The organism is Xanthomonas sp. AM6, from assembly GCF_025665335.1.
GTDB lineage: Bacteria > Pseudomonadota > Gammaproteobacteria > Xanthomonadales > Xanthomonadaceae > Xanthomonas_A.
In genome coordinates, this window is record NZ_CP106869.1 from 4,765,211 (window position 1) to 4,779,608 (window position 14,398).

The 14,398-nt window shown below is 70.8% G+C and carries 7 protein-coding genes; 2 read left to right on the forward strand and 5 right to left on the reverse strand.

From position 1 onward, the window contains the following. The first annotated feature begins 706 nt into the window (after nucleotides 1-706). A complete protein-coding gene (locus OCJ37_RS20440) occupies nucleotides 707-1,273 on the forward strand; it encodes a manganese efflux pump MntP (protein WP_263111504.1) in 567 nt (188 codons plus the stop codon). A gap of 75 nt (nucleotides 1,274-1,348) precedes the next feature. Here the strand turns inward: OCJ37_RS20440 and OCJ37_RS20445 are convergent, their stop codons facing one another. The 5 genes from OCJ37_RS20445 to OCJ37_RS20465 all read right to left on the reverse strand — a co-directional run bounded on the left by OCJ37_RS20445 (nucleotide 1,349) and on the right by OCJ37_RS20465 (nucleotide 12,254). Continuing rightward, nucleotides 1,349-1,945 carry a 2OG-Fe(II) oxygenase gene (locus tag OCJ37_RS20445; RefSeq protein WP_263111505.1) on the reverse strand — a complete coding sequence of 199 codons (597 nt, stop codon included), beginning with the start codon at nucleotides 1,943-1,945 and terminating at the stop codon, nucleotides 1,349-1,351. Nucleotides 1,946-2,216: 271 nt separating this feature from the next. Then, on the reverse strand, nucleotides 2,217-4,973 hold the full coding sequence (locus tag OCJ37_RS20450; RefSeq protein WP_263111506.1) for a TonB-dependent receptor: 2,757 nt from the start codon (nucleotides 4,971-4,973) through the stop codon (nucleotides 2,217-2,219). A 283-nt stretch (nucleotides 4,974-5,256) separates the two neighbouring features. Continuing rightward, nucleotides 5,257-7,107 carry a tetratricopeptide repeat-containing sulfotransferase family protein gene (locus OCJ37_RS20455; RefSeq protein WP_263111507.1) on the reverse strand — a complete coding sequence of 617 codons (1,851 nt, stop codon included), beginning with the start codon at nucleotides 7,105-7,107 and terminating at the stop codon, nucleotides 5,257-5,259. A 260-nt stretch (nucleotides 7,108-7,367) separates the two neighbouring features. Beyond that, nucleotides 7,368-10,805 (reverse strand): hybrid sensor histidine kinase/response regulator, encoded by a 3,438-nt coding sequence (locus tag OCJ37_RS20460; protein ID WP_263111508.1) that lies wholly within the window; start codon nucleotides 10,803-10,805, stop codon nucleotides 7,368-7,370. A 45-nt stretch (nucleotides 10,806-10,850) separates the two neighbouring features. Then, nucleotides 10,851-12,254 carry a sensor histidine kinase gene (locus OCJ37_RS20465; RefSeq protein ID WP_263111509.1) on the reverse strand — a complete coding sequence of 468 codons (1,404 nt, stop codon included), beginning with the start codon at nucleotides 12,252-12,254 and terminating at the stop codon, nucleotides 10,851-10,853. Between the two features lie 156 nt (nucleotides 12,255-12,410). On the opposite strand from OCJ37_RS20465, the gene OCJ37_RS20470 reads away from it, so the two are divergent. Further along, nucleotides 12,411-14,312: a GGDEF domain-containing protein gene (locus OCJ37_RS20470; protein WP_263111510.1), complete on the forward strand. Its 1,902-nt coding sequence runs from the start codon at nucleotides 12,411-12,413 to the stop codon at nucleotides 14,310-14,312. Nucleotides 14,313-14,398 lie beyond the last annotated feature (86 nt).

Genomic DNA, 14,398 nt, shown 5'->3' on the forward strand with positions numbered 1-14,398 from the left:
AATTGCGTGAGGATGGCGCGGCTTGCTTGGCGGGTTCCTTGCCTTGACTGTTGCTCGCGTTCCTCGTGCATCGCCGTTGCACCGGTCCTGTCTCATGCCGGAATCGCTATCGGCGCAACGAGGTTCGGTCGCGGCTGAAGCCGCTCCTACAGAGAGCCAGGTGGGCCACCACCCACTCAGAAGCATTTTCAATCCGACCGCTGCGCGCGTACTGGACCCTCGCCAGCGCATTCGCGCTCACCGGACTGTGGGACCGCTGGAGGTCTCGGTCGCAGCTGAAGCCGCTCCCACGGTGCGTTGGCATCACACCGCGATGTCCCCTGTAGGAGCGGCTTCAGCCGCGACCGCTGTCCGCAGCGCTCGCCCTCGCCTGCATTCCATCACTTGCCGGTGTGCTGGACGGCCCTCCGGCACCACGCCGCCGCAGCGCCGACGACGCGCTGCATATAGCCGCTGCTAAGAAAAAAAGCTGCAGGCTCGCGTGCGTTCGCCGCGTATTCGCCGGCATTTGCCGCTGTTAGACTGCGCGTCCCCTTGGGGAGTAGCCTGCTGTCCGGCCTGTCCGGACGGCGCCCGCATCAACACACTCGGCCATTGCGCCGTGGTGCGGGCAGCCTTCGTGGTTGGCGAGACCAGCGGCGAGCTTGCGTGGCGAAAGCCGGGCGCGCGCGCTCGTCGTCGTCTCCTGCCCCGGCGCGGTCCCCCCATGTCGTTTCTTTCGATTCTGTTGCTCGGCATCGCCATGTCCACCGACGCCTTCGCCGCGGCGGTCGGCAAGGGCGCGGCCATGCGCAGGCCGCTGTGGCGCGACGCGCTGCGCGCCGGCCTGATCTTCGGCTGCATCGAGGCGCTGACGCCGGTGCTGGGCTGGTTGCTGGGCCAGGCCGCGGCCAAATACGTGGCCGCGTTCGACCACTGGATCGCGTTCGGCCTGCTCGGCGCGCTGGGCGTGCACATGATCGTCGCCGGGCTCAGGCCGCAGGAAGCCGAGCAGGCCGACGACGCACCCAAGCGCCACGGCTTCTGGAGCCTGGCCGCGACCGGGCTGGCGACCAGCATCGACGCGATGGCGGTCGGCGTGGGCCTGGCTTTTCTCGACGTGAACATCGTCGAGGTCGCCGCGATCGTCGGCCTGTGCACGCTGACCATGGTGACCCTGGGCATCATGCTCGGCCGCGTGCTCGGCGCGCTGGCCGGCAAGCGCGCGGAGATCGTCGGCGGCGCGCTGCTGATCGCGATCGGCAGCACCATCCTGTTCGAGCATCTGCATTGACGCCGGGATTGGGGAGTCGGGATTGGGGATTCGTAACGGCGAAGCGCGTCGCTGCCTTGTCCCTGATCGACCGCTTCAGCCGCGCGGCGGCGGGGACGGTCTGGCGGTGAATTCCAGGTAGGTGGAGAGGATGTACTTGTCGCCGCTGCGCGGCGGCAGTGCGGCGTGCATGTACATCCAGTACGGCGGGAACATCAGCAGCCGCCCGGTGCGCGGCGCGACCTCCAGGTCCAGGTCGACGAAACGGGTCTGCCCGCCCTCGGCCACGTCGTTGAGGTACCACAGCAGCACCAGGTAGCGGCCCGTCTCCTCGTCGCAGGCGTCGAAATGCGGCTGGAAGCGCTCGCCGGCGCTGGCGCGGTAGCGCTTGATCCGCAGGTCGGCCAGGCGCGGGCGCCACGGGACCGGCGCGGACAGGCCGAGGTCGGCGTTGTAGCGCGCCAATGCCGCGCGCACCCGTTCGAGGAAGAAGCCCTGGAACGCCGGATCGGCGGCCTGGGTGACGTTGAGTTCGGTCCAGGCGCTGTCGTGCAGACCGGCGCGCGCGCCGGCGCCGTTGTGGCGGTGCTGCGCCGATGCGCGCTCGAACTGCGCGACCAGCTGGCTGCAGAAGCCGGCCCCCAGCGCGGCGTCGTAGACGCGGACGTAATGGCGAAGATCGGTGTGGGTCATGGCGGTGGGTGCCTGTGCGTGGTGGCGGGACGGCGGCCGCGGGGCATCACGTCACCTGCGCAGCGCGGTCGCCGTCGACCCGCGTGTGCGCCACGACGCGCCCGCCGCCACGCATCGCGCAGCCCCCGCCGCACCGCGTCTGCGGCCCCCTCGCGGCATCCCGCTCGGCCGCCATCGGCGCATCTCTCAAAGAAACGGCGCGCCCAACCGGGCGCGCCGCGTGTCGCGACCTGGCGCCCCTGCGAACGCAGGAGATGCCGGCCGAGGCCACTCAGAACCGATAGGTGGCGCGCATCCAGTAGTAGCGGCCGACCGTGTCGTAGGTGCTCACGTCGGTGTTCGCGTTCAGCACGTTGTTCTGATACAGCACCGGCGGCTGCTTGTCGAACAGGTTGTCCACGCCCAGGTCGAAGCGGATGTTGGCGTCGGCCATGTCGTAGCCCAGCTGCAGCGCGTGGTACATGTAGCTGCCGTAGTTCAGCACCACGCCCTTGTCGGCGGCGTCGGCGGACATGTTCTCCGACAGGTCGGTGCTGCCGACCTGGATCTTGCCGATCCAGCGCGTGGTCCAGGTCGCGTCCCAGTTGCCCAGTTTCCAGCCGATCTGGCCGCGGGCGCGCCAGCGCGCGTAGTTGCCGTAGGACGAGTTGTACTTGCCCGCCATGTGCACCACCGAATCGCCGGTGTCGATGTCGTAGCGCTGCAGGTAGGTGCTGTCCAGGGCCAGGGTGAACTTGCCGTAGGCGGTCGCCGGCAGCGCGTAGTTGGCGCCGACGTCGATGCCTTGGGTGTCGAGCTTGCCGATGTTGACCACCGGGGTCTCGATGTAGTCGATGTTGCCGGCGCTGGCCGTGCCTGCCGCATAGCGGTGGATGTAGCCGCAGTACGGGCTGCTGTCGTCGTTGTAGCAGAGATTGGCCACGGTCTGCGCGGAGATCGACTGGATCAGGTCGTCGAGCTTGACCTTCCACCAATCGACGTTGAGCGACAGGCCCTGCACCGCTTCCGGGCTGTAGACGAGGCCGTAGTCGTAGGACGTGCCCTTCTCCGGCTTCAGGTTGTAGTTGGCGTAGGTCGAGCCGGACACGATCGCGTTGGTCTGCGACAGGCCCGAGCCGGTCCAGCCGGCGGACACGCCTTCGCAGGCGTTCTCGTGGCCGCTGCCGCTGTAGCCGATGCACGGATCGGTGAAGGTCGGCGAGTTCGCGGTCGGACCCTGGTACAGGTCGTAGATGGTCGGCGCGCGGAACACCTGCGCCACGGTGCCGCGCACCATCAGGTCGTGGATCGGGCGCCACTCCAGCTGGAACGAGGCGCTGTTGTTGGTTGAGCTGACGCTGCTGTAGTCGGAGAAGCGATCGCTGAGCGTGACGTTGAGCGCGCCGATCGGCGAGGATTGCGCCAGCACCGGGATGAACAGCTGTGCATAGGCTTCCTTGACGCTGAAGGAGCCGCTCAGCGGCGAGGAGCACGCTTCGGAGGAGATCTCGCAGGTGTTGTCGCTGTTGATCACCGCGTTGCTGGACACGGTGTAGCCCAGGTTCTCCTTGCGGTACAGCGCACCGACCGCCAGCTGCGCGCTGCCGGCCGGCAGCTCCCACACCGTCCCGTTGGCGCTGGCTTCCCATTGCCGGGTGATGTGCGTGGTCTGGTAGCGCGGGATCGACTCGTGGCTGTTCATCCAGGCGACGGTGTCCGCATCGGTCTGGTCGAAGATGTTCACTTCGCCCGTGTCGATCGCATCCTGCAGCGCGGCGTAGTCCACGTAGCCGTGGCTCCAGTTGCGCTGCTTGTAGTGGCCGTAGTTGAAGTTGACGTCCCACACCCAGCTGGTGTCGCCGATGCTGCCCTTCAGGCCGAGCACGTCCTGGTCGGTGGCGGTGTCGTAGAAGCCCTCGCGCTGGCCCAGCGAGGTGAAGCGCGAGCGGTACTCGTAGCCGTCGGGGCCGAACTCCACGCCGAACGGGTTGTAGGGATTGTCGGCGGCGATGGTGATGCCGTCGCTCTGCGCATCGAACGGCAGCGGCGCGATCGCGTAGTGCGACATCGTGTGGTTGTGGTAGGCGTTGACGTAGGCCTGCACGTCGTCGGTCACGTTGAAGGTGCCGAGCACGAAGCTGTTGACGCGCTGCTGCGGGGTCATCAGCAGGTTCTGCGCCTGATAGTTGTAGGCGTCGGCGGAGGAGGAGTAGCACTTGTAGCCGCCGTTGCCGTCGCTGGTCATCGCGCCGCCGGTGCTGCAGCCGTTGGCGGCCAGCGTGCTCGCCGGCAACTTGTAGTAGCCGCTGGGGGTGCGGCTGGAACCGCCCTTGTAGACGCTGCCGCTGGACAGGTACATCGCGTCCTTGGAGAACGCGCGGTCGGCCGAGGAGATCTCCTTCTGCTTGTTGTAGTCGATGCCGACCACCACGTTGCCGCGGTCCCAGGTCTTGCCGAAGGTGAAGCTGCCGCCCTGGCGGGCGCCGTCGCCGCGGCTGGCCTGGCCGTAGTTGGCGACGAATTCGCCGCCTTCGTAGTTCTTGCGCAGGATGAAGTTGACCACGCCGCCGATGGCGTCGGAGCCGTACAGCGCCGAGGCGCCCACCTTCAGCACCTCCATGTGGTCGATCATGCTGGCCGGGATCGAATTGATGTCGTTGTTGAGGATGCGGTGGCCGTCGATCAGGATCAGCGTGCGCTGGTCGCCGAGGCCGCGCAGCGACACGGTCGAGGCGCCGTCGCCGCCGCCGTTGTTGACCTGCGGATTGGTCGCATCGCCGGCGATGCCGGGCAGCGACTGCACGAGGTCGCCGAGGGTCTGCTTGCCGCTCTGCTGGATCTGCTGGCGATCGATCACGGTGACCGGGCTGGCGGTCTCCACGTCCACGCGCCGCACCAGCGAGCCGGTCACGGTGACGCGGTCCAGGTCGACCGCGCCGTTGCCCGCGGAAGCCCCCGCGGTATCGGCGCTCTGCGCGTAGAGCGAAGCGGGAAGCGTCGCCAATCCCAGGCAGATGGCCTGGGCGAGTCTGTTCTTTGGTGCGGGCATTGGGGAAAACCTCATGTGATGGGCAACAGCGCGCCAGCGGTGCACGCGGACGCGAACCGATTCCGATCGCGCAGGGCGCGATGTCTTTTTTTGTCGGATACCTCGGGCAGGCGGCCGTCGAGACCGTCGAGCACTTGTTAGTTTTTTATAAGAGAAGTGTTGTTTCGATGTGCCGGATTGCGCCAGGCCCTGGCACAATCGCTACACCGTCCGAAATACAGGCGTCCATCCGCATGGAGGCGCGCCGCGTGGGCGCCTGCCGCAGACGGCGCACAGGCGCCGATCAGTCGACGCGATAGCCCCAGCGCTGCAGGTAGGGCTGCAGCAGCGGCAGCACCGGCTCGAAGAACCCGCGATACGGGCGCCAGCGGTCCAGGCCCTTGCGGTTGATGCCCTCGACCACCTGCGCGTAGCTCGGCGTGCTGATGAAGCCCTTGGCGCGCGCATGGCGCTGGAACTCGAGCAGCCGCGCCGGCTGTTCGAGTTGCAGGAAATCGCCCAGCCGCGCGACCTGCGCCTGCGGATCGGCGACCAGGTCCTCGTAGCGCAACTCCAGCGCGCGCGGCTGCAGCAACTGGACGTGGTGCAGCCAGAATCCCATCGCATCGGCGTAGCCCTGCGCCAGGCGTTGCGCGCTGGAGCACAGCAGCGCGAACGCTGGCGAACGGAACGCCTGCATGTAGCAGCTCAACAGCACATCGCACGGATGGCGCAGCGCCAGGATCACGTGCGCCTCGGGAAACAGCCGCCGGATCAGCGGCAGGCGCAGCAGGTTCAGCGGGTTCTTGTCGACCAGGCGCTGCCCGGGCTGCAGTTGCACCACGCCGCGCACCGACTGCCAGTAGTCGGCGCGCAACGCGGCGCAGGCGGCGTCGTCCAGCTCGCCCAGGCCATCGGGCCAGGCCACGCCGCGCCGCTCCAGGCGCTCGGCCACGCCCTGCAGAAACGGGCGTTCGTCCATCGCGCACAGCTGCGGATGCGCGTCGAGCATCTGCTCCAGCAAGGTGGTGCCCGAGCGCGGGAAACCGACCACGAAGATCGGCGAGGCCTCGCGCGGCGGGCTGGCCACCGGCAGCGCCGCGGCGTAGCGCGCCGGATCCCAGCGGCGCCGCGCGGCCGGCAGCGGCGCCGCGTCCGCTGCGGCCAATTCGGGCACCAGCGAGGCCACGCCGTCGACCTGCCCGGCATGCCCCTGCGCGCATGCCGCCAGCGCCTCGCCGTGGCGGCCCAGGCGGTCGCACACGCGCGCCAGCGCGAAGAACAGGTTGCTCTGCTTGCGCGTGTCGGTAGCCGCGCCGAGCAGGCCGGACAGCAGCCGGTAGGCGTGGTCCCAGTGCCCGTCGCGCATCGCCAGCACCGCCAGCGCATTGAGCGCATCGTGGCGCGCGTCCAGGTCCTCGATCCGGTCCGGTGCCGGCAGGTGCGCCGCCGCCTGGCGCGCCTCCTCCAGCCGGTTGGCGCGTTCGAGCACCAGCACCAGCCGCGACCAGGCGCGCGCCGGCTGCGGCATCGGGCCGGCCGCGCAAGCGCGTAGCATCTCCACGGCGGTCTCGGTGTGGCCGGCCTGCGACAGCAGCCAGGCCAGCTCCAGCGTGGTCTCCGGGTTCTGCGCCGGCCATCGCCGCCAGTGAGCGAGCAGCGCCTCCACGCGTTGGACATCGCCGCACTCGTGGCAGGCCATCGCGGCGTGGACGCTCAACTGCGGCGACTGCGGCGCCAGCGCGTGCGCGTCCAGCAGGTGCCCGCGGGCCGCGCCGTAGTCGCCGTCGTCCATCGCCAGCAGGCCCAGGTTGTGGTGCGGCATCGGATCGTCCGGCGCCAGCGCGCACGCCTGCGCATACGCCTGCCGCGCCTCGGCGAAGCGCCGCGCCTCGCGCAAGGCGGTGCCCAGGTTGTTCCAGTGCACCGCGTCCTGCGGCTGGCGCTCGGCCAGCGCGCGGTACAGCGCGGCCGCCCGCGCCGGATGGCCCTGCATCTGCAGGCTCATCGCCAGCAGGCTGCTGGCCAGGGCGTCGCCGGGCACGTGCTGCAGGTAGCGGCGCGCACCCTGCTCCAGTTGCAGCGCCTGCCCGGCCTCCAGCGCAGCCAGCAATGCGGGAACCGACGGGATCGCGGCGTCGTGCGGTGAGGTCATGCGCGTGGGGTGCGGACAGGAGAATGGAACGGGTCGCCACGATAGCCGCGCGGGATCGCGTCGCAACGCGGTGCGTGCCGGCTGCCGGCAAATCGCGAACACATTGCAGCTACGTAGCGCCACCGCCTGGCCTGCCAACGCGATCGGCAGCCCAACGCCGTCGACGCGATCGGGAGCGCCGCCCGACGTGGACGTGCACGGGGCCGCGGCACGTCCCATAGTGTGCGGCCTGGGCTGCGCAGGCGATCGCGTCGCGGGCGCTAGTCGCCCTTGATCGGATCGTGGTACGCGGTCAGGAAGGCGCGCAGCGAGGCCGGCTTGACCGGCTTGGTCAGCACCCGGTAGCCGCGTTCGCGCGCCTGCAGCTTCAGTTCGTCGCGGCCGTCGGCGGTGAGCAGCGCGCCGGCGACCGGGCCGGGCATCGCCTCGCGCAGCGCGTCCAGCGTGTCCAGCCCGTCCAGGCGGTCGTGCAGGTGGTAGTCGACCAGCATCACGTTGGGCGCGCGCCCCGCCAGCGCCAGCGCGTCGTCCACCGTGCTGGCGCAGATCACCTCCACCTGCCAGCGGCCGAGCAGCGCGCGCATGCCGTCGAGGATCTCCTGGTCGTTGTCCACGCACAGCACGCGCAGCCCGGCCAGCGAATCGGCCGCGGCGGCGGCGCGTTGCTGGCGCAGCTGCTTCTGCGGCACCGGCGCCACCCGCGGCAGGGTGATCGAGAACATGCTGCCGTGGCCGACCGCGCTGCGCGCATCCAGGTCGTGGCCGAGCAGGCGCGAGATGCGCTGGCAGATCGACAGGCCCAGGCCCAGGCCCTGCTCGCCCCAATCGAACGGCTGCTGGTAGCGCTGGAATTCCTCGAAGATCTGCTGCATGTGGTGCTTGGGGATGCCCGGGCCGGTGTCCCACACCTGCAGCTCCAGTTCCGCGCCGCGCCCGCGCATGCCCAGCACGATGCGGCCCTGGCGGGTGTAGCGCAGCGCGTTGGCGAGGAAGTTCTGCAGCACGCGGCGCAGCAGGCGGCGGTCGCTGCGCACCCAGATCGGCCGCGCGTACACGTGCATGCGCAGGCCGCGGCCGGCGGCCACCGGCGTGTACTGCGCAGCCAGTTCGCGCAGCAGCACGCTGGCGTCGAAATCCTCGATGGTCGGGCGCAGCCCGCCGGCGTCCAGCCTTGATACGTCGAGCAATCCGTCGAGCAGTTCCTCGGCCGCGCGCAGCGAGGCGTCCACGCGCTCGGCCAGGTGCCGCTGCTCCTCGTTCTGGTGCGCCTCGCGCAGCGCCGAGGCGAACAGCCGCGCGGCGTTGAGCGGTTGCAGCACGTCGTGGCTGATCGCGGCCAGGAAGCGGGTCTTGGACTGCTGCGCCAGCTCGGCCTCGCGCGAGCGCGCGGCCACGCGCTGCTCCAGCGTCTCGTTGGCCTCCAGCAGCGCCTGCTCGGCGCGCTTGTAGTCGGTGATGTCGTTGTAGCTGGTCACGTAGCCGCCGCCGGGCAGCGGCTGGCCGCGCATCTCGATCACCTTGCCGTCGCTGCGGGTGCGCTCGAACACGTGCGAGGTGCCGGCGCGCAGGTGCGCGATGCGGCGGCTGATCTGGTCCTCGATCTGGCCCTCGCCCAGTTCGCCGCGCTCGGCGTTGTAGCGGATCAGGTCGGCGACCGGGCGGCCGACGTAGAGCATGCCGTCCGGATAGCCAAACATCTGCTGGTAGCGCCGGTTCCACGCGGTCAGGCGCATCGCCGGATCGACCACGCTGACTCCGGCGCTGATGTTCTCCAGCGTGGTCGACAGGATCTCGCGGTTGAAGCGCAGTTCCTGCCCGGCCTCGTCGAGCACCGCCACCACTTCGCCCAGGTCCATGCCCGAGCCGCGCAGCAGGCTGGTCAGCACCAGCCGCGCCGAGGCCGCGCCGATCGAGGCGGCAAGCAGGCGTTCGGTGAACTGCACCCAGACCCGGTCGGCCACCGCGTTGGGTTGCGGTTCGCGGCCCAGCAGCTGCGCCTGTTCGGCGAAGGCGCGGCGCGCGTGGCGCTCGCCGACCATGCGCTCGGCCAGGGCCTGCAGGTCGACCACGTGCACCAGCCCGATCCAGTCGCCGGCCACCGCCGGCCGCTGCGAATACGGCTCCAGGAACGGCGCCGCGCGCAGCCGCTCGTCCAGGCCCGGCCGCCAGCGCGCCGACACCAGCATCATCGTGCCGACGTTGAGCAGCAGCGACCAGAACGTGCCGTGCGCCAGCGGGTCCCAGCCGCTCATGCCGAACAGCTGCTGCGGGCGCAGCCAGGAGATGCCGAACGGCCCGTCGTGCAGCCACTGCGGCGCCAGCCAGCCGGCCTGGGTCAAGGCCGGCAGCAGCAGGGTGTAGATCCACACGACGAAGCCCAGCACCATGCCGGTCTCCACGCCCTTGCGGCTGGCGCCGCGCCAGTACAGCCCGCCGATCACGCCCGGCGCGAACTGCGCCACCGCGGCGAAGGCCATCAGCCCGTACGAGGCCAGGGTGCTGTCGTTGCTGCTGCTGCGGTAGTAGCCGTAGGCGATCAGCGCCAGCAGCAGGATCGCCAGCCGGCGGATCCACAGCACCCGCGAGGCGACGTCGGCACCGGCGGCCTGGTGCCCGCGGCGGCGCAGCAGCACCGGCATCACCAGGTCGTTGCTGATCATCGTCGCCAGGGCGATGCTGGAGACGATGACCATGCCGGTGGCGGCGGAGAAGCCGCCGACGTAGGCCACCAGCGCCAGCGCGGTGCGGCCCTGGGCCAGCGGCAGCGCCAGCACGATGCTGTCGTCGGCCACGTCGCCGCCGCCGAACAGGGCGATGCCGGCCGCGGCGATCGGCACCACCATCGCCGAGATCACCACCAGGTAGAACCCGAACAGCCAGCGCGCGCGGCGGATGTCGCCGATGTCGCTGCACTCCACCACCGCCACGTGGAACTGCCGCGGCAGGCACACGATGGCCAGGAAGCTGAGCAGGGTCTGCGAGATGAAGCCCACCGGCGGGGTGTTCTGGAACAGCGTGCGCGCTGACTGCAGCACCTGGCCGTCGCGGCCGCTGAGCCACACGTAGGCGAACACGCCGACGGCGACCATCGCCAGCAGCTTGACCACCGACTCCAGCGCGATCGCCAGCATCATGCCGTGGTGGTGTTCGGTGGCGTCGACCTGGCGCGTGCCGAACAAGGTCGCGAACAGCGCCATCAGCAGCGCCACGTACAGCGCCGGATCGGCGTAGAACGGCGCGCCGGCGCTGGACTGGCCGCTGAGCACCTGCAGGCTCATCGCCACCGCCTTGTACTGCAGCGCCAGGTACGGCACCACCCCGATCAGCGCGATCACCGCCACCAGCGCCGCCAGCCGCCGCGAGCGGCCGTAGCGCGAGGAGATGAAGTCGGCGATGGACACCGTGTTCTCGCTGCGCGCGATCAGCGCCAGCCGTTCGATGATGCGCCAGCCGAACAGCAGCAGCAGCAGCGGACCCAGGTAGATCGGCAGGTAGCCGGCGCCGTTGCGCACCGCGCTGCCGACCGCGCCGTAGAACGTCCACGACGAGCAGTACACCGCCAGCGCCAGGCTGTACACCGCCGGGCGCAGCCACGGCCGCTCGGGATACAGCGGGCGCCGGTCGCCCCACCACGCCACCGCGAACAGCAGCGCGGCGTAGCCGACCGACACCAGCAGCAGGATCCAGCTAGACACCATGGGCGCGGTTCCCACAGCGATCGCGGCGGTCTGCCCGGCCGCCGCTCACGTGGCCGCCGCCGTGCCGGCGTGCAGCGGCAGCCGCAGGCGGAACACGCTGCCGCGCCCGGGCGCGCTCTCCACCAGCAGCGCGCCGCCGGCCGCGGCGATCAGGTTGGCGCTGACCGCCAGGCCCAGGCCGGTGCCCTGGCCGCTGGGCTTGGTGGTGAAGAACGGCTCCAGGCAGCGCGTGCGCACGTCCTCGCTCATGCCGTGGCCGTTGTCGCGAGCGACGATCTCCAGCATCGCGTCGGGCTGCGGCGCCAGCGCCAGTTCGAACTGCCCGCCCTCGGGCATCGCCTGCTGCGCATTGGCGGCCAGGTTGAGCACGATCAGTTCCAGCTGCGCGCGGTCGAAGCGCACCGGGCACGGCGCTTCGTGCAGCTGCAGGCGCACCTGCACGTCCGGGCCGAACAGCTGGTCGAGCATCGGGCGCATGCCGGCGATGGTCTCGGCCGGCTCGAACACCTCCAGCCGGGTAGCTTCCTGGCGGCTGAAATCCAGCAGCTTGCGGGTCACCGCGGCCGCGCGCCGCGCCGCCGCGTCGGCGCCCTGCAGGGCGGCCTTGAGCTGCTCCGGATCGTCGCTGCGCCGCGCGCGCGCGGCATAGCCCATGATCAGGCTGAGCAGATGGTTGAAATCGTGCGCCACGCCGCTGGCCAGGCGGCCGACGCTCTCCATCTTCTGCGCGTGCACCAGCTGGTCGCGCGAGCGCTCCTTTTCCTGCATCTCCAGCTGCAGCCGGTCGCGCGAACGGGCCAGCTCGTTGCCGCGCTTGCGCGCCAGCGCCAGGCTGTCGCGCAACGCCGCCACCGACTGGTCCAGCGCCAGCGCGACGATCACGAAGCCGACCAGGTTGCCAAGCGCGGCCTCCAGGATCCGCGGCCACATCGCCGGCAGGAAGAACATGCCGGCCGCGTCGCGCCACGCCCCCAGCGCCACCACCAGCACCAGCCACGCCACCGTGCCCCACAGCGCGCGCCGGCTCAGCAGCAACCCGCCGATCAGCACCGGCAGCAGCTGCGCCAATTGGCTGCGCAGTTGCACCTCCAGGCCCCAGCGCGCATACCCCACCGTCAGCAGCGCCAGGCTCACCACGACGAACAGCCGTGCCGCCCACAGGAACGCGCCGCGCCGCAGCCACACGAAACACCCGACCATCGCCAAGGTGTTGAATCCCGCCAGCGACAACGCGACCGGGTCGATGGCCGCGCCGACCCGCCACCAGGCCATCAGCATCGATGCCAGTTGATGCAGGCCCACGAACACCAGCACCGACTGCAGCATCGCCGCGTTGCGCCGGTCGACACGGTCGGCCAGCGGGATCGCGCGCCACCAGCGCAACGCGCACGCCAGCGGGCCCGCGGCGGGCGGATCGGCGGAGGGTGGCGGAGCAGGCAGGTTGGGCATGCGGAGCCAGGAGGAAGCGCCATCGCGGGCAGGACGCGGACTGCGGCTATATTAGCCATCTCCGTCTTCCCGCTGGGGGCGGCGCGGCCGGACCTGCATGCCGCCGCGCACGCTGCACGGGCCGATTCCCGCTGGACGCGCCTGGATGACACATCGATGACGCCTCACTTCCTCACCGGCCCGGCCCGGGCTGTATGCGTGGCCCTCGGCCTGCTGGCCGGCCCGGCGCTGGCGCAGACCATTCCCGGCGCCGATCCGTACGAACCGCTGCTGCAGCGCTGCCATGCCGGCATCATGCAGCAGCCGCAGACCTCGCTGGCCATCGCCCGCGAGCTGCTGGGCAAGCCGAACCTGCCCCTGCCAGTGCAAGTGCAGGCGAACGGCTGCCTGGCCGCCGCACAGCAGATGCTGGGCGACAGCACGCAGTCGGCCGCGACCACCGAACGCCTGATCGCCCTGCTGCAGAAACCGGGCCTGCCGCCGACGGTCCTGACCGGCGGACGCCTGCAGGCGGCGATGTTGCTGCAGCAGAACCGCCAGCTGCCGCGCGCGTTGAAGCTGCTGGAACAGGTGCAGGCCGATGCCGAGCGCAACGGCGACACCGCCGCGCAGATCGGCGCGTTGGCGAGCATCGGGATGATGCGCGCCGACGCGCTGGACGATCCGGAAGGCGCGCTGCACTACTTCCGCCAGGCCATCGCCCTGGCCGACCAGTTGCAGCGGCCACCGCGGCCCGGCGACATGATGCTGTACTACAACTATGGCTACGCGCTGCTGCTGCTCAAGCGCTACGACGAAGCCGACGCCGCGTTCGACCGCGCCTCCGGCGTGGCGACCAAGCTGCCCGGCCAGGACCTTTTCCTGCACCGCATCGCCGGCCATCGCGGCGAGATCCAGCGCGCCGGCGGCCACACCGAGCGTGCCGAGCCGATCCTGCAGAAGACGCTGCAATGGCAGCAGAAGTACGATCCGCAAGGCGCGGTGGTCAGCCTGCAGCGCCTGGCGCGGCTGCGGCTGGACCAGGGCAGGGCCAAGGACGCACTGGTCTATGCCGAACAGGCGCAGACGCAGTCCGAGCGCAGCCGCTTCGCCGCGGAGACCCGCGACGGACTGGACCTGATCAGCGAGATCCACGCCGCGCTGGGCAATGCCGACGCCGCGGCCCACTACGCGCAGCAGGCACGCGCGATGGATCGCGACAAGGCCCGCGCCGAAACCCTGACCTCGCTGGCCAAGCTGCAGGCCGATGCGGCGCGCAGGCTGCCGCCGGCCGCCGCCACGCGCACGGCGCGCGCCGACAGCGCCGGCCGCATCGCGATCGGCCTGGTGCTGGTGCTGCTGCTCGGCGCCGCGCTGGTGATCGTGTACCGCCGCCGCCAGCGCCGCGCCGCCGATCAGAGCCTGCTCGATCCGCTGACCGGGCTGCTGAATCGGCCGGAGGCCGGACGCAGGATACAGGCGCTGTTCGCCGCGCCGATCCGGGACAAGCGCGAGACCGGCAGCCGCAGCGCGCTCCTGCTGGTCGACGTGGACGGCTTCAAGGCGCTGAACGCGCGCTACGGCCACGCCGCCGGCGACCGCGCACTGCTGGCGCTGGCCGCCTGCCTGCGCGAAAGCTGCGACGCCGACGACCTGATCGCGCGCTGGGGCAGCGAGGAATTCCTGGTGGTGCGCGCCGATACCACCGCCGCCGCCGCATTCGCGCTGGCCGGCCACCTGCGCGGCGCGGTCGAACGCCTGCGGGTGGAGGCCGGCGAGGGCGAACTGCTGCCGTTGACGGTGTCGGTGGGCGCGGCGCCGTTCCCGCTGTTCCGCGGGCCCGATGCGCGCCTGCAGGACAGCGTGGCGCTGGCCGAACGCGCGGTCCAGGCGGCAGGGCACGCCGGCGGCAACGCCTGGGCCGGACTGTGGGCCGCGTCGGGCGATGCGGCGGCCACGCCGCAGCAGGTGCTGGAAGATCCGTTGCAGGCGCGCGCGCAGGGCTGGGTGCTGCTCGACGGCAGCGACCCGCTGCTGTGGACGCGCGCGTTCGCCGCGCCGGCCACGCGGCGCGCGTGAGCGCGTCCGACGCGCGGCGCCGACGTGGGCCGCGGTGCCGTACGCTCACCCCAACCCCTCTTCCGATGGGAGAGGGGCCATGTGCC